The sequence below is a fragment of the Streptomyces sp. NPDC059080 genome, from assembly GCF_042739975.1.
GTDB classification, from domain to species: Bacteria; Actinomycetota; Actinomycetes; order Streptomycetales; family Streptomycetaceae; genus Streptomyces; species Streptomyces benahoarensis.
Genome location: NZ_JBHYGX010000009.1, coordinates 85492 through 103978 on the forward strand (window position 1 = coordinate 85492; position 18487 = coordinate 103978).

The following is an 18487-nucleotide window of genomic DNA, read 5'->3' on the forward strand; positions in this document are numbered from 1 at the left end:
CAGAGACTCACACACACACTCCGTCTCCGCCTCTGAGTGTAAGTGTGGGGGCGTGTGTGTTGGTTATACGCCCCCGGGACCGGGTACCGGCCACGGCGGCCGCCGGCCGCGGGCTTTTCCGGGCGGCGCCCCGCTCAGGCGGTACGCCGCAACAGCGCCAGGTACATCGCGTCCGTGCCGTGCAGATGCGGCCACAGCTGGACGTCGGGGCCGTCGCCCAGCGCCGGGACGCCGGACATCAGCGGGCGGGCGTCGATCCACTCGGCGTCGGCGGGGACGCCGCCGCGGCCCTTGAGGACGTCGTCGACGACGGCGCGGGTCTCGGCGAGGTGCGGGGAGCAGGTCGCGTAACCGACGACGCCCCCGACCCGGACGGCGGCCAGCGCCTGGCGGAGCAGATCCCGCTGGAGCGGCGCGAAGCCGTCCAGGTCCTCCGGGCGGCGGCGCCAGCGGGCCTCGGGGCGGCGGCGCAGCGCGCCAAGACCGGTGCACGGCACGTCGACCAGCACCCGGTCGAAGGAGCCGGGCCGCCACGCGGGGCGGGTGCCGTCGGCGGCGATCACCGCGTACGGGCCCGGGTTGCCGTCCAGGGCGCGGGCCACCAGACCGGCGCGGTGCGGCTGCTTCTCGGAGGCGAGCAGCGCCGCCCCGCGCTCCGCCGCCAGCGCCGCCAACAGCGCGGCCTTTCCGCCGGGGCCCGCGCAGCCGTCCAGCCAGCGCCGGTCGTCGCCCTCGACGGGCGCGTGGGCCAGCGCCAGCGCGACCAGCTGACTGCCCTCGTCCTGCACCCCGGCGCGGCCCTCGCGCACCGCGTCCAGCGCCCCCGGCTCGCCGCCCTCGGCCAGCCGGACCGCGTACGGCGACCAGCGGCCGGGCAGCGCGCGGTCCTCGCCCACGGCGGTCAGCAGCTCCTCGGCGGTGGAGCGGCCGGGACGGGCGACCAGCGTCACCTCGGGCCGTTCGTTGTCGGCCTCCAGCAGGTCCTCGATGCCCGCGCGGCCGCCGCCGAGCGCGTCCCACAGGGCGGAGACGATCCAGCGGGGGTGGGCGTGGACCAGGCCGAGGTGTTCCTCGGCGTCCTCGTCGTAGGCGGGGGCGATCCGCTCCAGCCAGGTGTCCATGTCGTGCGCCGCGACCTTGCGCAGCACCGCGTTGACGAACTTCGCGCGGCCGTCGCCGAGCACCACCCGGGCCAGTTCGACGCTGGCGCTGACCGCCGCGTGGGTGGGGATACGGGTGCCGAGCAGCTGGTGCGCGCCGAGGGTGAGGACGTCCAGCACCGGCGGGTCGACCTCGCGCAGCGGGCGGTCCACGCACTGCGCGACGATCGCGTCGTAGGTGCCCTGGCGGCGCAGCGTGCCGTAGACCAGCTCGGTGGCGAGCGCCGCGTCCCGGCTGTCGAAGTCCGGCGTCTCGCGCGCCTTGCGCAGCAGCGGCGGCAGCACGAGGTTGGCGTAGGCGTCCCGCTCGTCGACGGCCCGCAGCGCCTCGAACGCGAGGATCCGGACCGGGTCCTTCTGCGGACGGCGGTAGGGCTTGCCGGGACGGCGATGCGGCTGCTGGCTCACGAAAGGTGCTCCGGATACGAGAAGGAAGAGGCGAGCGGAAAAGGGTGTGTGACCAGCGTACGCGCGGTGCCGGGAGCCCGGGGCGGCAGCGGCCGGCGGCCGTCGGCGGGCCACCGGCCGCCGTCCCCCGGGCCGCGCTACTCCCCGATCACTTCGCCCGCCTCGATGCGGACGCCGCGCGCCCAGTCGGCGCCCTTCATCGGCTTCTTGCCCTGCGGCTGGACCCACAGCAGCTCGACGGCGTGGCTGCCGGTGCCGACGTACACGGCCTTCTTGGTGACGGCGAGTTCGCCGGGGGCGAGGTGCAGACCGGCGTCCGGGCCGGCGGACGCGGTGGCCATCAGCTTCAGGCGCTCGCCCCGGAACAGCGTCCAGGCGCCGGGGGACGGCGCGCAGCCGCGCACCACCCGCTCCACCCGCAGCGCGGGCGCCGACCAGTCCACCCGGGCGTCCTCGACCTCGATCTTCGGGGCGAGCGAGACGCCCTCGGCGGGCTGCGCGACGGCGTGCAGGGTGCCGTCCTGGATGCCGTCCATCGTTGCGGCGAGCAGCCCGGCACCGGCGAAGGCGAGCCGGGTCAGCAGGTCACCGGCGGTGTCCGTGGGGCGGATCTCCTCGGTGAGCACCCCGAAGACCGGGCCGGAGTCCAGCCCCCGCTCGATCTGGAAGGTGGAGGCGCCGGTGACCTCGTCCCCGGCGAGCACCGCATGCTGCACGGGAGCGGCGCCCCGCCAGGCCGGGAGCAGCGAGAAGTGGAGGTTGACCCAGCCCTTGGCGGGGACGTCGAGCGCCGACTGCGGCAGCAGCGCGCCGTAGGCGACGACCGGGCAGCAGTCGGGGGCGATCTCCCGCAGCCGGGCGAGGAATCCGGGGTCGCCGGGCTTCGCGGGCTTGAGCACCTCGATGCCCGCCTCTTCGGCCCGCTCGGCGACCGGGCTCGCGACCAGCCGCCGGCCGCGGCCGGCCGGGGCGTCCGGCCGGGTCACCACGGCCACCACCTCATGCTGGTCCGAGGCGATCAGGGCATCCAGGGCAGGTACGGCGACCTCGGGGGTACCGGCGAAGACGAGCCTCATGGGTGGCGCACTACCTCTCACACGCTGCGGAACGGCGCACCAGTCTACGGCCGGGTGCCCTGTCCACCGGGTGCGCTGTCCACCGGGTGCGCGGGGCCCTGACCGGCGCCGGGCGTCCCCGTACCCGCGTCGCCGGGCGGCGAACCGGTGCCGCGCGCGTCCGGCCGGGGGCGTGCGGGGCACGCCGCGCCGCACTGACGAGCCGTTACGCCCCCACACCGTGACCAGAGGCGCCGCTGCCGCGTTGGTCAAACAGCATTGACCATCCCCCGGGTCGCAGGTGCGGCCCACCGTCGTTATTTTCCCTTTCCACGCCGGTTCGAGAGGCTTTCACATGGCCGACCACGCAACCCACGACGCCCAGGCGCGCGCCAGCCTGCATCTCCTGGTACGCGACATCGAGCGGGTACGCCGGCAGGTGGACGCGTTGCGCACCCTGACCGCCCAGCTCGGCAACGTCTACCGGCCGCGCCGCACCGGCCCCTCCGCCGGGTTCGTCGTCTACGGACGGGCGCCCGCCCCCACGGTCCGCCTCGCCCAGGAGCTGCGCGACAGCGTCGAAACGCTCGTCACGGCCGCCGTCGACTTCGACCGCTCACTGGGCTTCTCCTGGGACGCGGTGGGCTCCGCGCTCGGCGTCACCAAGCAGGCGGTGCACCGCCGTTACGGCGGCCGCCGGGCCGCACAGCACACCGCCGAGGGCGCCGACGCCGCACACCACTCCCCCGAGGCGACCACCTCCCGCGCGGTGGCCGTCGCGGCGGGCCTGTCCGGTACACCGTCGGTGCCCGCGGCCCGCCAGATGCCGGCGCAGCCCGCCCCCGGCCCCCGCGAGGAGCCCCGGACCGGCGCGTTCCCCGCACCGCGCAACGGCTGACGCCGCGCTCTTCCGGCCGACGGGCGCCCGGTGCGGGCCCCGAGCGCCACGCGCCCGCGGGCCGGGGCCGCGGCGGACCGGGAACGACGGCCGGGGCCGGGCCGCCGGGCCGCGGTCACCCCAGGTCGGGCGGGTCGATCCGGACCCGGACCGCCTCCCCCTCCCGCTTGACCAGGCGGGCCGCGCGGGCCGCCTTCAGGGCCGCCGCCAGCGCCGCGCCCTGACCGGGCCGGACGCGGACCAGCGCCCGCTCCCAGCTCTCGCCCGGCGGCGGATCACCGGGACGGCGCGGCCGCCCGGGGTCGGCGACCGGGAGCGGCACCGGACCCAACACCTCGGCACCCGGCGGGAGTTCGGCGCTCTGCAACAGCGCGGCGACGTCATCGGGGCGGCCGGCGACCGCCGCCATCCGGGAGACCGGCGGGAAGCCCAGCTCGGCCCGCTCCGCCAGCTCGCGGACGGCGTGGCCCACCGGATCCCAGCGCACCAGCGCCTGGACCGGCCGCAGCGTCGGCTCCGCGATCACCGCGACCGTGCCGCCCGCCTCCTGGCCGCGGACCAGCGAGGCCGCCGTCAGCCAGCGGCGCAGCGCCTCCTCCCCGGCGCGCAGATCGGGGCGGCTGAGCAGCGCCCAGCCGTCCAGCAGCAGCCCGGCGGCATATCCGGGCCCCTCCGCGACCGGCTCGGCGCCCGGGGTGGACACCACCAGCGCGGGGGCGTCCGGCACCGTCGCCAGCACATGGTCGCGGCCCGAGGTGCGCACCGGTACGGCGGGGAACGCCCGGCCCAGCTCCTCGGCCGTCCGCCGGGCCCCCACCACCTGGGCGCGCAGCCGGGCGCCGCCGCACTCCGCGCAGTGCCAGTCCGCCTCCGCCCGTCCGCACCAGGTGCACACCAGGTCGTCGGCGCCCGGGGACTCCAGCGGGCCCGCGCAGGCGCGGCAGCGGGCCGGGGTCCGGCAGCGGGCGCAGGCCAGCCGGGGGGCGTAGCCGCGCCGGGGGACCTGGACGAGGACCGGGCCGTGCTTGAGCCCCTCGCGGACCACCTGCCAGGCCATCGTCGGCAGCCGGGCCGCGCGGGCCGCCTCGTCGCGCGCCTCGTCGCCCTCGCCGACCGTACGGATGCGGGGGGCGGCGGCACGCACCCGCTCGCGGTCGGCGGCCAGCGGGCGTGCCCAGCCCGTCTCGACGAGCTGCGCCGCCTCGACCGTGCAGCTCACCCCGCCGAGCAGGAACCCGGCCCGCTCCCCCACCGCGCGCTGGATCAGCACCTCGCGGGCGTGCGGCTGCGGGGCGTGCGGGTCGCTGAGCGCGGCGTCGCCGTCGTCCCACAGGGCGACCAGGCCGAGGCGGTCGACGGGGGCGAACATCGCGGCGCGGGTGCCGATCACGGCGCACACGGAGCCGCGGCTGACCGCGAGCCAGCGGCGGTAGCGCTCCTCCGGCCCGGCATCGGCGGTCAGCAGGACGTGACGGCCGGAGCCGACGAGGGCGGTGAGCGCGGCGTCCACCCGGGCGGCGGCCCGGCCGTCGGGCAGCACGATCAGCGCGCCGCGGCCGGAGGCGAGCGCGGCGGCGGCGGCGCGGGCCAGCTCGTCGGGCCAGGTGGCGCCGGGCAGCGCCGTCCACACCGCGCGCGGCGCGTCCCCCCGCGCCAGCGCGGCGAGGAAGCCGGGCCCGGCCCCGTACCGCTGCCAACTGACGGGCTCGGGCGGGGCGTTGGGCGGCAGCGGGGGCGGGGACTCCTTGGCCTCGGCGCGGGCGCGGCGGGGCGGGACGGCGAGCTGGACGACGTCGGCGAGGCTGCCCGCGTAGCGGTCGGCGACGGCGCGGCACAGGGCGAGCAGCCCGGGGGTGAGCACCGGCTCCGGGGAGAGGACCTGGGCGAGCGGGGCGAGGACGCCGCGGAAGTCGCTCTCCGCGACGCGGTCGACGATGAAGCCGCTGACCAGCTTGCCGCCCTCGCGACGCCCGCCCTTCTCGCCCGCCCCGAAGCGGACGCGCACCCGCACGCCGGGGCGGGCCTCGGCATCCATGGCGGCGGGGACGACGTAGTCGAAGTAGCGGTCGAGGTGGACCAGGCCCTTGTCCACGAGGACGCGGGCGACGGGCAGCTCGGCGGCGGGCTCGGCGCCGCGCCAGGTCCGCGGCCTGGCGCGGGTCGCCTTGGTTTCCCGCACGCTCGCCCGGATGAGGGCCAACTGCTCGCCCGCATCCGCCCCGGCCTCCTGGCGCCCGTCGTCCCTGCTCACGGCATCCAGTCTTAGCAGACGGCACCGACAACGGCGGGTGCGCGAGCCCCGCACCCCGGGGCCGGGCGGCGGGCCGGGGCGCCGCCGGTTCCGCGCCGCGGCCTCGCGCGCGGGCGCCCGCCCGGGCGGGCGCGACACCGGTTCACACACAGGAGCGAATTCGAGCCGTTCCCCCGGTACCGGAAACGCGAGCTGGCCGCACCCGCGCGCCGAAATCACCAGGCCGGGACCGTGCGGCGCCTCCGCGAATTCGGCTGGAAACGACGCAACGCACTCCTAAGGAGACTTACCGCACAGACATTCGCTTCATACTGCCGAAATACTGCTGCAATAGTCGGCCAGGCTTGTAAGGAGGTAACTCCCTCAGCACCACTGACACAAACGGAAGACCCTCTTCCCCTTCTTTTCACCGGGGGATCTGGCCCAATAGCGAGGCAGAGCGCTAAAGTCACCGGCGGGCATTCGACGCCACTGACTCACCACCGCCCGATCGCCGCCGTTTTCCCCTACGCATTCCCACCCCCACTTCCCCGTACCGGCCATGACGCCGACCGATCACGCCGCGCGGCCCCCTGTCCGCCGCGGTCCCGCTTTCACCGATCGCCGAAAGGGAAATGAATGCTGTCGACCACCACGCCCAGACCGGAGCGGGAGCAGCGTTTCGTCGAGATTCTCCAGCGGCTCGTCGACAAGTCGGTTGACGAGTACTACAACCCGTACCGCGAGTTCGCCTGGCCCGAGACGCTGCCGTCCGAGATGATGTGGATGAGCGACGATCTCACCTCCACGTACGGCACGGAAATCGTGAACGAACTCACCGAGGCGCAGCGGCAGCAACTCTCGCGCTGGGAGAGCATCAATTTCTACAGCCTGAACGTCGAAGGCATTCGGGAACTCCTGGTGGAGGTGGTACGCCGCATCCACACCCGCGGGTTCGAGATTCCGTCGGACTTCTTCCATCACTTCGTCGGCGAAGAGAACGAACACATGTGGTTCTTCGCCGAATTCTGCCTGCGCTATGGCGGGAAGATTTACTCCGGGCCGAAGCTGAACTCCATCGCCCATGAGGACCCCCGGGTCGAGAACCTTCTGGTGTTCTGCCGGGTGCTCCTCTTCGAGGAAATCGTCGACCACTACAACATGCGCATGGCGGGCGACGCCTCGCTCCACGAGACCATCCGCCAGGTCAACCGCGTGCACCACGAGGACGAGTCCCGGCACATCGCCTTCGGCCGGGAGCTGGTCTCGCTGCTCCACGCCGACCTCGTCGGGGACCTCACCCCCGGGCAGCGCGAGGAGATCGAGCAGTACCTCAAGCGGTACATCGCATTCAGCCTGCGGGCGTTCTACAACCCGCAGATCTACCGCGACGCCGGAATTCCCGACCCGCTCGGATTCCGGGAACGGCTGCTCGCCGAGCCCTCGCGCCGGGAGGCCGAGCGCCGCGCCGTGCGCAAGCCGCTGGCGTTCATGTGCCGGACCGGCATCTTCGCCGACGACGTCCTGCCCGGCATCTGAGCGGGCGGGAGGCCGATTCGTGGAACCCAACGGTCTGCTGTTCCTGCGCGCCGACGAAGCCGCCGCGCTCCACCGCCTGGACCGCACCTTCGCCGAATGGGGCACCGCCCGCGGCGCCGAGCCCGTCGTCGGACCGGCCCTGCTCCCCGTCGCCGGTCTGGCCAAGCTCGACTACTACCAGAACTTCCCGCACCAGGCGCTGACCGTCAGCGGCCTGGACCTGGAGCGGCGCCCCCAGGGCGAGGCGGCGACGGCGATCACCGCCTTCCCGCCCGACCAGCTCCAAGGCGCCGAGGTCGCCCCGCCACCCGCCACCTGCTACGCCGTCTACCTCGGCCTGGAGGGCACGGCGCTGGAGCGGGACACCCTGGTCACCCTCGTCGGACGGTGCTTCCGCCGCGAGGAGCACTACAAGGGGCTGCGCCGCCTGCTCGGCTTCCATATGCGCGAGATCGTCGCGCTGGGCAGCCAGGAGTTCGTCGAGGACCATCTGGAGCGCTCCTCGCAGCGCATCCTCGCATTCGCCGAGGCGCTGGGCCTGGAGATGCGCAAGGAGCCCGCGTCCGACCCGTTCTTCGACGGCGAGGGGCCGCGCGCCAAGCTCCAGATGCTGTCGCCGGTGAAGTACGAATTCCTCGTCGGCGACCTCGCCATCGGGTCCGTGAACAAGCACCGCAACTTCTTCGGCGAGCGCTGCGACATCCGCATCGCCGGCACCGGCCGCCCGGTGTTCACCAGCTGTGTCGCCTTCGGCCTGGAGCGCTGGCTCGCCGTGCTGCACGAACGGCACGGCGACTGGGCGGCCGTCGCCACGGCCCTCGACAAGGCCGCCGTGGCCTGACCGCCGCGCGGGCACCCGCCCGCCGCGTCTGCCCGTACCTCTCCGCCCCACCCTCACGAAGGAGTCCGCCATGCAGTCCGCCACCGACCAGATCAAACAGTGGATCCTCGACCGGCACGCCGAAGTCAGCGACATCGAGCCGGACTTCGACCTGCTGGAGAGCCGTCTGATCGACTCCCTCGCGTTCGTCGAGTTCATGGTGCTGGTCTCCCGCCTCAGCGGTGAGGACATCGACATGGAGAGCATCGACATCGACGACTTCCGCACCCTGCGCCGCATCGAGGCGCGCTACTTCGGGGCGGGGGTGCGATGACGGGCCCGCAGACACCCGCAGCCACCGATGTGGTGCTCCGCGCCGAACGCGACACCCTCGTACCGCGGTTACGCACCCTGCCCGAGGCCGATCTGAAGCGGCCCACGGTCTGCTCCGCCTGGACGGTCCGCGACATCGTCGCGCACTGCGGCGCCGCGCTCACCGGCCTCGCCGCGGGCCCCGCGTACCGCGCCAGCCACGAGCAGAACCAACGGGACGTCGAGGAGCGCCGTACCTGGCCGCTCAAGCAGGTCATCGACGAGTTCGACCAGGGCCTTGCGGACGCGGGCCCGGCGATCCGGGCGGCCGGCGGCGCCAAGGACCTGGCGGCGCTCGGCACCTGGATCCACGGCGGCGACGTCCGCGAGGCGATCGGCCTGGACGACCCGTACCACAGCCGTGGCCACCAGGCGGCCCTCACGCTGCTCAGCCGCTGCGAGCGCGTGGTGCGCACCCCCCTGGTGGAGATCCAGCTGCCCACCCGGCGGCTCACCCTGGGCTCCGCCGTGCCCGGGCGGCCCACGGCGCAGCTGACCGCGGACGTCCCGGACGTGCTGCGGCTCTACACCGGACGCCCGCTGGACCCGGACCGCTACCAGCTGTCCGGCGCCACCCCCGAAGAACTCGTCAGCGCGGAATGGTGAGGCGGCCGTGAGCATCCGGTACTTGGAGGACTTTCCCGTCGGTGAGGTCTACGACCTCGGCGAGGTGAAGGTGACACAGGAAGAGGTGCTGTCCTTCGGGCGCGCCTACGACCCGCAGGTTTTCCACACCGACCCCGAGCGCGCCACCGAGTCGAACTTCGGCGGCCTGGTCGCCAGCGGCTGGCTGACCGCCTCGCTCTTCATGCGCCGCTACGTCGAGGAGATCCTCGCCGACTCGGCCGGTGAGGGCTCACCGGGCGTGGACGAGATGCGCTTCCACCGGCCGGTGCGCCCCGGCGATGTGCTGCGGGCGCGCCTGACGGTGCTGGGCGTGGCTCCCGTACTGCACAGCAAGCAATCCGGAATACTGCGCCCGCGGTGCGAACTCCTCGACGAGGAGGGCACGGTGGTCTTCAGCATGGTGCTGCACAGCATCTTCCGCCGCAGACCCGCCGGGCAGGACACATGAACCGGACCTCCGGCACCGGCGGGCACCCCGCGCCGGTCAGCCGTCGCCACGAGAGGAGTAACCGCTCATGACGAGCGCGGAAATGCAGATGGAGCCGGTGTCCCGGACGGCACAGTGGACGGCCGCCGCGCGCGCCCTGGAGTCCGAGCGCCCGGACCGTATCTTCGACGACCCGCTGGCCCGCGCCGTCGCCGGGGACACCGGCTTCGCGCTGCTGGAGCGGTACCGCGGCTCCGCCGTCGCCCCCTTCGTCCTGGTCCGCACCCGCTACCTCGACGAGGCCCTCGTCCGCGCCGTCCGCGACCGCGGGCTGCGTCAGGTGGTCTCCGTCGCCGCCGGTATGGACATGCGCGCCGCCCGGCTGACCTGGCCCGACGGCGTCACCCTCTACGAACTCGACCGCCCGGCGCTGCTCGACGCCAAGGCCGAACTCCTCGCCCGGCACGGCGTCGACACCTCCGGCGGGCCGCGTCGCCACGCCGTCGCGGTCGACCTCGCCGCGCAGTGGCAGGACGATCTGCACGCCGCCGGGTTCGACCCGGAGCAGCCCACCCTGTGGGTGGCCGAGGGGCTGTTCTTCTTCCTCCCCGAGGACGTCGTACGGCGGCTGCTGGGCACGCTGCGGGAGCTGTCCGCGCCCGGTTCCGTGCTCCTCGGCGACATGACGAGCCGCACCACGCTCACCAACCCGCTCGCCCGCGGCTTCCTCAAGATCCTGGCCGAGGACGGCAACCCCTGGCTCTTCGGCACCGACTCCCCCGAAGAGTTCCTGCCCGACTGCGGCTGGTCCGTGACGGACCTCAAGCAACCGGGCGAGGACGGCGCCGACTTCGGCCGCTGGCCGCACCCGGTGCCGCCCCGCACGATGGCCGGCGTGCCCCGGTCGTTCCTCTTCACCGCCGAGGTGCTCACGGCGTGAGCGGTACGGATTCCCCGGACGAGGCGCTGCGGGTGCTGGCCATCGCCGCCCACCCCGACGACACGGACTTCACCGCCGGCGGCACCATCGCGTCCTGGACGGGCGCGGGCGCCGAGGTGACGTATCTGGTCCTGACGGACGGCTCGGGCGGCGGCGAGGACCCGGCCGTGCCCCGCGCCGATCTCGCGGCGCGGCGGGAGCGGGAGCAGCGTGACGCCGCCGCCGTCCTCGGGGTCAAGGACGTACGGTTCCTCGGCCACCAGGACGGGCTGCTGCGGCCCGATGCGGCGCTGCGGCGGCAGATCGTCCGGGTGATCCGGCAGACCCGGCCGCACCGCGCGGTGATCCAGAGCCCGGAGATCAACTGGGCGTTCCTGCCCGACCTCCATGCCGATCACCGCGCGGCCGGGGAGGCGTCGCTGGCGGCGCTCTACCCGGACGCGCGCAATCCGCGGGCCTTCCCCGAGCTGCTGCTGGAGGAGGGCCTGGCCCCCTGGAGCGTTCCGGAGATCTGGGTGACGACCGGGCCGCGCCCGGACACCCGGGTCGAGGTGACGGAGACGTTCGAGCAGAAGCTCACCGCGCTGCGCGCCCATGTCTCGCAGACCGCCCACCGTGACCGGCTCCGCGAGGACGTGCGCGCCAAGCTGGCCGGCCAGGCGGCCCTCGGCGGGCTCGCGCCCGGCCGGCTCGCCGAGGCGTTCCAGGTCATCCGCACCGACGCGGCCGCGCCCGCGGCCTCCTCACAACCCTGAAAGAGGAGCGTTCTTGCCACTGTCCAAGTTCCTGGGTGCCGTCCTGGTGATGGTCATCTGGGGAGTGAACTTCGCCATCATCGACATCGGGCTGCGCTCGTTCGACCCGTACCTCCTGGCGTCGCTCCGCTTCCTGCTCGCGGCCGTCCCCGCGGTCTTCTTCTTCAAGCGGCCGAACGTGCCGTGGCGTTATCTCCTGCTGTACGGGCTGTTCTTCGGCATCGGCCAGTTCGGGCTGCTCTTCGCCGGGATGGACCTGGGCTTCTCGGCGGGCCTGGCCTCGGTCGTCATGCAGCTCCAGGCGTTCTGGACGATCGGCCTGGCGGCGGGGCTGATGGGCGAACGTGTCAGCCCGCGCTTCCTGGTGGGGTTCGTGGTGGCGGGCGGCGGCATGGGACTGGTCGCCGCGGTCACCGACGGTTCGGTCACCGCGGCCGGTACGGTCATGGTCGTCGGCGCGTCGCTGTCCTGGGCCGTCGCCAACCTGATCATCAAGAAGGCCCAGCCGGAGAACGCGCTCGCGTTCACGGTCTGGGCGAGCCTGGTGCCGCCGGTCCCGATGTTCCTGCTGTCGCTGGGCCTCGGCGGCTGGGGCACCGTCGAGCACTCCTTCACCACCATGGGCTGGACCGGCCTCGGCTCGCTGCTCTACATGGTCTACCCGACGATCCTCTTCGGCTTCGCGCTCTGGGGCCATCTGCTGCGCACCTACCGCACCTCCCGGGTCGCGCCCCTGACGCTGCTGGTGCCGATCTTCGGCATGGCGTCGTCGATGCTGCTTCTCGGTGAGCCCCTGGGTGCCATGAAGGCCACGGCCATCACACTGGTGATCCTCGGGCTGGTCCTCAACCAGTTCGATGTGATCGGCAAGGTGCGCGCCCGGTGGGCCCTGCGGCACCCCGGGCCCGTGCCGAGCGACGTCCCCGGCGGCGAGAAGCCCGCCGATGCCACGAAAGCGAGTTGACACCGATGCACATCCGGCTGCTGCACGACGACGCCATGGCCCCCCGCCAGTTCGCCGTCGTTCTGGAAGCGGGCGACGAGGTGGTGCCCGCACTGGAGAAGTTCGCCGCCGAACAGCAGGTGACCGCGGGCTCCCTCACCGCAATCGGCGCCTTCGGCTCCGCCGCGCTGTCCCTCTTCGACCCGGTCGCCAAGGCCCATGTCCCGATCCCGGTGACCGAACACACCGAGGTGCTGGGCCTGACCGGCAACATCGCGCTCAAGGACGGACGGCCGCACGTCCACGCCCATGTGGTGCTGGGCCGCCGCGACGGCACGACGGTCGGCGGCCACCTCCAGCAGGCCGTCGCCCACCCGGCCCTGGAGGTGTTCGTCACCGCGTACCCCGCCGCCCTCACCCGGCGGCTCGACACCACGCTGGGCCTGCCCGTCATCGCACCCGACACGGCCGGATAGCACGGCCCCAGGAGGAGCCCGCTCATGCGCCTGGCGGTCATAGGCGGCGGCGCCGCGGCGGTCAGCCTGCTCGACAGCATGCTGCGCCACGCCGGGAACGACGCCGCGTTCGACATCACGGTCCACGAAGGGGCGCGGCAGCTGGCCACCGGCCGCGCCTACCGCCCCGACCTGGACTGCGCGCTGGTCAACCGCGAGGCCGGATTCATGTCGGTGCGGTGCGCCGAGCGCGATCACTTCCTGCGCTGGCTGCACCGCCAACCCCGGTACGCGGCAACGCCGTTGGCGACCCTGCCGCCCGACGCGTACGTACCGCGGCGGGTCTACGGCGAGTATCTGGTGGACCACTGGGAGGCGTGTCTGCAAGGCGCCCGGCGGCGGGGCTGGACGGTGACGGTGGTCCCGGAGTTCGCCACCGTCGCCAAGGCGTCCGCCGGGGAGGTCATGATCCGCGGCGCCGCCTCCCTCACCCACGCCGACCGGGTGGTGCTCTGCCCGGGCAGCGGGCCCCCGGCCGACCCCTACGGGCTGGCCGGTGCCCCCGGCTTCCACCCCGATCCGTATCCGCTCTCCGCGGTACTGCCCGGGGTCGCCGAGGACGCGCACGTCATGGTCCTCGGCACCGGGCTGTCCGGGGTGGACGTCGCGCTGGGGCTGCTGCACCGGGGGCACCGCGGCCGGATCACGATGACGTCGCGGCACGGTCTGCTGCCCGGCGTTCGCGCCCGGCACCGCCCGTTCACCCTGACGCATCTGACGGCGGAGGCGATAGCCCGTCATCTGGAGCGCTCCGGCTCCCTCGGGCTGCGCGACACCTTCGCGCTGCTCGGGGCCGAACTGGCCGCGGCGGGCACGGACCTGACCGACGAGACCGCGCCCCGCCCGGCCCACGGCCGGCTCCGCTCCGAACTGGCCCGGCTGGACGGCAACCCGTACCAGACGATCGCCACGACGGCGCTGCGCGACGTCCGCGAGAGCGTGTGGACGGCGTGGGGCGACCACGAGAAGCGGGTGTTCCTGCGGCGCTTCCACCCGCTCGCCAAGCCGCTGTACAACCCGATGCCGCCGCCGACCGCCCGGCGGCTGCTGGCGGCGATGGACAGCGGCCAGCTGACGGTACGCGCCGGAACGGCCGGGGTCCGGGCCCGGGCGGGCGGCGGATTCGAGGTGGTCCACGAGGGGCGGGCCGGGCGCGCCGACGTCGTGGTGGACGCCACCCGCACCGGGCTGGCCACCACCGGCCCGCGGTCCGCGCCGCTGCTGCGGTCCCTGGCGGACGCGGGTCTGGTGGTCGGCAATCCGCACGGCGGGCTGCGGATCGACCCGGCGACGAACGCGCTGCGCCCGGGCCGGGGACAGACCCCGGGGCGAATGTACGCGCTCGGCGATCTCACCTCCGGCGACCTCTTCTACGCCGGGTCCATGTACATGATCAACGTCCGGGCGGAGCTGATCGCCCACGAGCTGATCGCCGCCGCGACCTGAGAGGCGGCGCAGACGCCGAACGGCCCCGCACCGGGAACATCCGGTACGGGGCCGTTCGGCATCCGGGGGCGTCCGCGTCGCCCCCGGAGGAGAGGTCCTAGAGACCCGCCGCCTTGCGGAGCGCGTCGACGCGGTCGGTGCGCTCCCAGGTGAAGTCGGCGTCCGCGCGGCCGAAGTGGCCGTACGCGGCGGTCTCCGCGTAGATCGGGCGGAGCAGGTCGAGGTCCCGGATGATCGCGGCCGGGCGGAGGTCGAAGACCTCGCCGATGGCCTGCTCGATCTTGTCGGTGTCGACGGTGGCGGTGCCGAAGGTCTCGACGAAGAGACCGACCGGCTCGGCCTTGCCGATGGCGTACGCCACCTGGACCTCGCAGCGGGCCGCGAGACCGGCCGCGACGACGTTCTTGGCGACCCAGCGCATGGCGTACGCGGCGGAGCGGTCGACCTTCGACGGGTCCTTGCCGGAGAACGCGCCGCCACCGTGCCGGGCCATGCCGCCGTAGGTGTCGATGATGATCTTGCGGCCGGTCAGACCGGCGTCGCCCATCGGGCCGCCGATCTCGAAGCGGCCGGTCGGGTTCACCAGCAGGCGGTAGCCGTCGGTGTCCAGCTTGATGCCGTCCTCGACCAGTTCCTTGAGGACGTGCTCGACGACGAACTCACGGATGTCGGGCGCGAGCAGCGAGTCGAGGTCGATGTCGCTGGCGTGCTGCGAGGAGACCACGACGGTGTCGAGGCGGACGGCCTTGTGACCGTCGTACTCGATGGTGACCTGGGTCTTCCCGTCGGGGCGGAGGTAGGGGATGGTGCCGTTCTTGCGGACCTCGGACAGGCGGCGGGAGAGCCGGTGCGCGAGGAAGATCGGCAGCGGCAGCAGCTCCGGCGTCTCGTCGCACGCGTAGCCGAACATCAGGCCCTGGTCGCCCGCGCCCTGCTTGTCCAGCTCGTCCTCATCGCCCTCGACGCGCGTCTCGTACGCGGTGTCGACACCCTGCGCGATGTCCGGGGACTGCGCGCCGATGGAGACCGAGACGCCGCAGGAGGCGCCGTCGAAGCCCTTCTTCGACGAGTCGTAGCCGATGTCGAGGATCTTGTTGCGCACAAGGCTGGGGATGTCGGCGTACGCCTTCGTCGTCACCTCGCCGGCCACATGGACCAGGCCGGTGGTGATCAACGTCTCGACGGCGACCCGGGAGGTGGGGTCCTCCTTGAGGAGGGCGTCGAGGATCGTGTCGCTGATCTGGTCAGCGATCTTGTCGGGGTGGCCCTCGGTGACGGACTCCGAGGTGAAGAGGCGGCGGGACACATCGCTCCCTGGGGTTGCAGCGGCTGCTGGCTGATCATTTGGCGGAGGGGCTCGAGAGCTGCGCTCGGCCCGATCCGCTGGCCAGTTTATCGGTCGTGTGCGAGGTTCGGACACTCAGTCTCGATTTGTGGATCCGTCGCGACTGGCACACCACGGCCCACAGAGGGACGATCAGCCGTGCGACCCCCCTGGTCAAGGGGGCCGCGGGCCCTCGGGGCCGGTGCGGCGGCCGTCTCAGGAGCCTTCGGGGGCGCCCGCGAACCGGTCCGCGACGAGGTCCCACACCGTGTCGGCCAGCGCTTCCTTCGGTCCGTGCGGCACCGGTGTCTCGGAACCGTCCATGGCGAGAATCACGGCTTCGTTCTCCGCCGAACCGAAGGTCTTGTGCTCCCCCACCTCGTTGACGACCAGCAGGTCACAGCCCTTGCGGGCGAGTTTGGCGCGGCCGTTGGCGAGGACGTCGTCGGTCTCGGCGGCGAACCCGACAATGATCTGCCCGGGCTTCGGCCGGTCGGCGGACAACTCGGCGAGGATGTCCGGATTGCGGACCAGCGTGACCGGTTCCGGCTCCTGCCCGTCCTTCTTCTTGATCTTGCCGGTGGCGTAGGCGGCTGGCCGGAAATCAGCCACTGCCGCGGCCATTACCACCACGTCGGCGTCCTCCGCCGCCGCCAGCGCCGCCTCCCGGAGCTGTACGGCGGTGCCGATACGGACGACGTCCACGCCCGCCGGGTCCGGCAGCTCGGTGTTGCCCGCGACGAGGGTGACCCGCGCACCGCGCGCGGCGGCCGTCGCCGCGAGCGCGTAGCCCTGCCGCCCCGACGAGCGGTTGCCCAGATAGCGGACCGGGTCCAGCGGCTCGCGGGTGCCGCCCGCGGTGACGACGACATGCCGACCGGCCAGATCCGCGGTGAGCGCGCGCGGGCCGCGGGCCAGCACCCGGCGGCACAGCTCGAAGATCTCGCCGGGGTCGGGGAAGCGGCCCTTGCCGGTGTCGACGCCGGTGAGGCGGCCGACCGCGGGCTCGATGACGAGCGCGCCGCGGCGGCGCAGCGTGGCGACGTTCTCCTGGGTCGCGGGGTTCTCCCACATCTCGGTGTGCATCGCGGGCGCGAAGACCACCGGGCAGCGCGCGGTGAGCAGGGTGTTGGTCAGCAGGTCGTCGGCGATGCCGTGGGCCGCCTTGGCCAGCATGTCGGCGGTGGCGGGCGCCACCACGACGAGGTCGGCCTCCTGCCCGATGCGGACGTGCGGGACCTCATGGACGGACTCCCAGACCTCGGTGGTGGCCGGGTTGCCGGACAGCGCCGACCAGGTGGCCTCGCCGATGAAGTGCAGGCTGGCGGCGGTCGGCACGACCCGGACGTGGTGCCCCGACTCGGTCAGCCGCCGCAGCAGCTCACAGGCTTTGTACGCGGCGATGCCGCCGCTGACCCCCAGCACGACCTTGGGCGTCGCACGCTCCTGCTTGTCCATCGCTTCGCTGCTCCCCGAACCAGTTCCGGATCGCCCCGTGGCGGCGGCCGGATGCCGTACGCCCGCGGCGGGTGTGCCCCTATGACACACCAAGGGCCCGGCAGTCGCGCTGCCGGGCCCTCGGTGGTGGTGCGGTGCTTACTGCGCGGGGCCCTCGATGGCCTCGGAGGTCAGCAGGCCCGCGTTGATCTCGCGGAGCGCGATCGACAGGGGCTTCTCGTGGACGTGGGTGTCGACGAGCGGGCCGACGTATTCGAGCAGGCCCTCGCCGAGCTGCGAGTAGTACGCATTGATCTGGCGCGCACGCTTCGCCGCGTAGATCACGAGGCTGTACTTCGAGTCGGTGGCCTCAAGGAGCTCATCAATCGGCGGGTTGATGATGCCCTCGGGCGCGGTGATGGAAGAGGACACTCTCTGCCTTCCGAAGGGGTGTGAAGCCGGTGGTGAAGCAAAAACTCTGGCGGGGGTCGGGGAGATCCGCGGTGTCAGCCTGCGGTTTTTCCGTCCCCATTACGCCGCAGCATCAAGGCTAGCAGCTCACGGCTGACGCCCTCGACGGAGGTGTTGACGAGCGTTCCGTCGAATTCCTTCTCCGCGGCGAGCTCGATACGCGCGGCCTCCAAGCGACGTTCGATCACGTCGGGAGCCTCGGTGCCGCGGCCGGTGAGGCGGCGGACCAGCTCGTCCCAGCTCGGCGGGGCGAGGAAGACGAGCTGTGCCTCCGCCATCGATTCGCGTACCTGGCGGGCGCCCTGGAGATCGATTTCCAGCAGGACGGGCTCGCCCGAATCCAGCCGGTCGAGCACCGCGCGGCGCGGGGTGCCGTAGCGATTACCCGCGAATTCCGCCCATTCCAGGAGTTCACCGTTGGCGATCATCTTGTCGAATTCCTCGTCGTCGACGAAGAAGTACTGAACGCCGTGCTGTTCTCCGGGACGGGGCTTACGGGTCGTCGCCGAAACCGAGAGCCAGACCTCGGGGTGCACCTTGCGCAGATGGGCGACGACCGTGCTCTTGCCGACCCCCGAGGGGCCGGAGAGCACGGTCAGTCGCGGACGAGCGTCCGGGGGCACGGGGGTCGTCCCCCGGGATGTTGCAGCCATGCAGCGATTATTCCAGCTTCCGGGCTGTGCCGGAAAACTCAGGAAGCCGAGCTGCTGAACTCCCGCTCCAGGGCGGCGATCTGGTTGGATCCCAGGCCGCGCACCCGGCGGCTTTCGGAGATGCCCAGGCGCTCCATGAGCTGCTTGGCGCGGACCTTGCCCACGCCGGGCAGCGACTCAAGGAGCGCGGAGACCTTCATCTTGCCGATGACCTCGTTGCCCTGGCCCGCCTCGATGACCTCGTGGAGGGTGACGCCGGAGTTTTTGAGCCGATTCTTGACCTCTGCGCGCTCCCGGCGAGCCGCGGCGGCCTTCTCAAGCGCAGCTGCGCGCTGTTCAGGGGTAAGGGGCGGAAGAGCCACGCCTACGTCACCTCGGATGTAGAACTGTCGGATACGGACCGGTGTGGAACCTAGTCGCCCCGCACGGGCGGAGCAACGAGCAACGCTCTTACGTGCGGTGCTCTC

The 18487-nt window shown here is 73.0% G+C and carries 19 protein-coding genes; 11 read left to right on the forward strand and 8 right to left on the reverse strand.

Annotation, left to right across the window (positions count from 1 at the left end; translation table 11 throughout):
* Window positions 1-134: 134 nt before the first annotated feature.
* Together ACFWWQ_RS10020 and fmt are read right to left on the reverse strand one after the other, a co-directional pair.
* Window positions 135-1568, reverse strand: coding sequence for an RsmB/NOP family class I SAM-dependent RNA methyltransferase (locus ACFWWQ_RS10020; protein WP_384593053.1), 1434 nt, complete (start codon window positions 1566-1568; stop codon window positions 135-137).
* Window positions 1569-1705: 137 nt separating this feature from the next.
* Window positions 1706-2644 carry a methionyl-tRNA formyltransferase gene (gene fmt / locus ACFWWQ_RS10025; RefSeq protein ID WP_384593056.1) on the reverse strand — a complete coding sequence of 313 codons (939 nt, stop codon included), beginning with the start codon at window positions 2642-2644 and terminating at the stop codon, window positions 1706-1708.
* Between the two features lie 334 nt (window positions 2645-2978).
* Between fmt and ACFWWQ_RS10030 the strand changes: the two genes are divergently transcribed.
* Window positions 2979-3521 (forward strand): hypothetical protein, encoded by a 543-nt coding sequence (locus tag ACFWWQ_RS10030; protein WP_384593059.1) that lies wholly within the window; start codon window positions 2979-2981, stop codon window positions 3519-3521.
* Between the two features lie 115 nt (window positions 3522-3636).
* On the opposite strand, the gene ACFWWQ_RS10035 is transcribed toward ACFWWQ_RS10030, so the two are convergent.
* On the reverse strand, window positions 3637-5772 hold the full coding sequence (locus ACFWWQ_RS10035) for a primosomal protein N' (protein ID WP_384593062.1): 2136 nt from the start codon (window positions 5770-5772) through the stop codon (window positions 3637-3639).
* Between the two features lie 618 nt (window positions 5773-6390).
* On the opposite strand from ACFWWQ_RS10035, the gene ACFWWQ_RS10040 reads away from it, so the two are divergent.
* The 10 genes from ACFWWQ_RS10040 (at window position 6391) to ACFWWQ_RS10085 (ending at window position 14135) form a co-directional block, all read left to right on the forward strand.
* Window positions 6391-7290 (forward strand): diiron oxygenase, encoded by a 900-nt coding sequence (locus tag ACFWWQ_RS10040; protein WP_384593065.1) that lies wholly within the window; start codon window positions 6391-6393, stop codon window positions 7288-7290.
* A gap of 19 nt (window positions 7291-7309) precedes the next feature.
* Window positions 7310-8131, forward strand: coding sequence for an aminoacyl--tRNA ligase-related protein (locus tag ACFWWQ_RS10045; protein WP_384593069.1), 822 nt, complete (start codon window positions 7310-7312; stop codon window positions 8129-8131).
* Between the two features lie 70 nt (window positions 8132-8201).
* The gene (locus ACFWWQ_RS10050) at window positions 8202-8444 is read left to right on the forward strand and encodes a hypothetical protein (RefSeq protein WP_030278607.1); all 243 of its coding nucleotides are present in this window, start codon (window positions 8202-8204) and stop codon (window positions 8442-8444) included.
* Window positions 8441-9088 (forward strand): maleylpyruvate isomerase family mycothiol-dependent enzyme, encoded by a 648-nt coding sequence (locus tag ACFWWQ_RS10055; RefSeq protein WP_384593073.1) that lies wholly within the window; start codon window positions 8441-8443, stop codon window positions 9086-9088. The genes ACFWWQ_RS10050 and ACFWWQ_RS10055 overlap by 4 nt, the downstream gene beginning before the upstream one ends.
* Window positions 9089-9095: 7 nt before the next feature.
* The gene (locus ACFWWQ_RS10060; protein WP_384593076.1) at window positions 9096-9557 is read left to right on the forward strand and encodes a MaoC/PaaZ C-terminal domain-containing protein; all 462 of its coding nucleotides are present in this window, start codon (window positions 9096-9098) and stop codon (window positions 9555-9557) included.
* 67 nt (window positions 9558-9624) lie between these two features.
* The gene (locus ACFWWQ_RS10065) at window positions 9625-10476 is read left to right on the forward strand and encodes a class I SAM-dependent methyltransferase (protein ID WP_384593079.1); all 852 of its coding nucleotides are present in this window, start codon (window positions 9625-9627) and stop codon (window positions 10474-10476) included.
* On the forward strand, window positions 10473-11231 hold the full coding sequence (locus ACFWWQ_RS10070; protein ID WP_384593082.1) for a PIG-L deacetylase family protein: 759 nt from the start codon (window positions 10473-10475) through the stop codon (window positions 11229-11231). Before ACFWWQ_RS10065 ends, ACFWWQ_RS10070 begins: the two co-directional genes overlap by 4 nt.
* 13 nt (window positions 11232-11244) lie before the next feature.
* A complete protein-coding gene (locus tag ACFWWQ_RS10075; protein ID WP_384593085.1) occupies window positions 11245-12195 on the forward strand; it encodes an EamA family transporter in 951 nt (316 codons plus the stop codon).
* A gap of 5 nt (window positions 12196-12200) precedes the next feature.
* Complete coding sequence (locus tag ACFWWQ_RS10080) at window positions 12201-12650, forward strand: PPC domain-containing DNA-binding protein (RefSeq protein ID WP_384593347.1); 450 nt, start codon at window positions 12201-12203, stop codon at window positions 12648-12650.
* Between the two features lie 24 nt (window positions 12651-12674).
* Window positions 12675-14135 carry an FAD/NAD(P)-binding protein gene (locus ACFWWQ_RS10085; RefSeq protein WP_384593088.1) on the forward strand — a complete coding sequence of 487 codons (1461 nt, stop codon included), beginning with the start codon at window positions 12675-12677 and terminating at the stop codon, window positions 14133-14135.
* Window positions 14136-14232: 97 nt separating this feature from the next.
* On the opposite strand, the gene metK is transcribed toward ACFWWQ_RS10085, so the two are convergent.
* The 5 genes from metK to mihF form a co-directional block, all read right to left on the reverse strand.
* Window positions 14233-15441 (reverse strand): methionine adenosyltransferase, encoded by a 1209-nt coding sequence (gene metK / locus ACFWWQ_RS10090; RefSeq protein ID WP_384593091.1) that lies wholly within the window; start codon window positions 15439-15441, stop codon window positions 14233-14235.
* A 234-nt stretch (window positions 15442-15675) separates the two neighbouring features.
* Complete coding sequence (coaBC, locus tag ACFWWQ_RS10095; RefSeq protein ID WP_384593094.1) at window positions 15676-16917, reverse strand: bifunctional phosphopantothenoylcysteine decarboxylase/phosphopantothenate--cysteine ligase CoaBC; 1242 nt, start codon at window positions 16915-16917, stop codon at window positions 15676-15678.
* A 138-nt stretch (window positions 16918-17055) separates the two neighbouring features.
* Entirely contained in the window at window positions 17056-17328 is a 273-nt protein-coding gene (gene rpoZ, locus ACFWWQ_RS10100; RefSeq protein WP_005319902.1) for a DNA-directed RNA polymerase subunit omega, read from the reverse strand.
* A gap of 74 nt (window positions 17329-17402) precedes the next feature.
* Window positions 17403-18020: a guanylate kinase gene (gene gmk / locus ACFWWQ_RS10105; protein WP_384593097.1), complete on the reverse strand. Its 618-nt coding sequence runs from the start codon at window positions 18018-18020 to the stop codon at window positions 17403-17405.
* Between the two features lie 38 nt (window positions 18021-18058).
* On the reverse strand, window positions 18059-18382 hold the full coding sequence (gene mihF / locus ACFWWQ_RS10110) for an integration host factor, actinobacterial type (RefSeq protein WP_143939918.1): 324 nt from the start codon (window positions 18380-18382) through the stop codon (window positions 18059-18061).
* Window positions 18383-18487 lie beyond the last annotated feature (105 nt).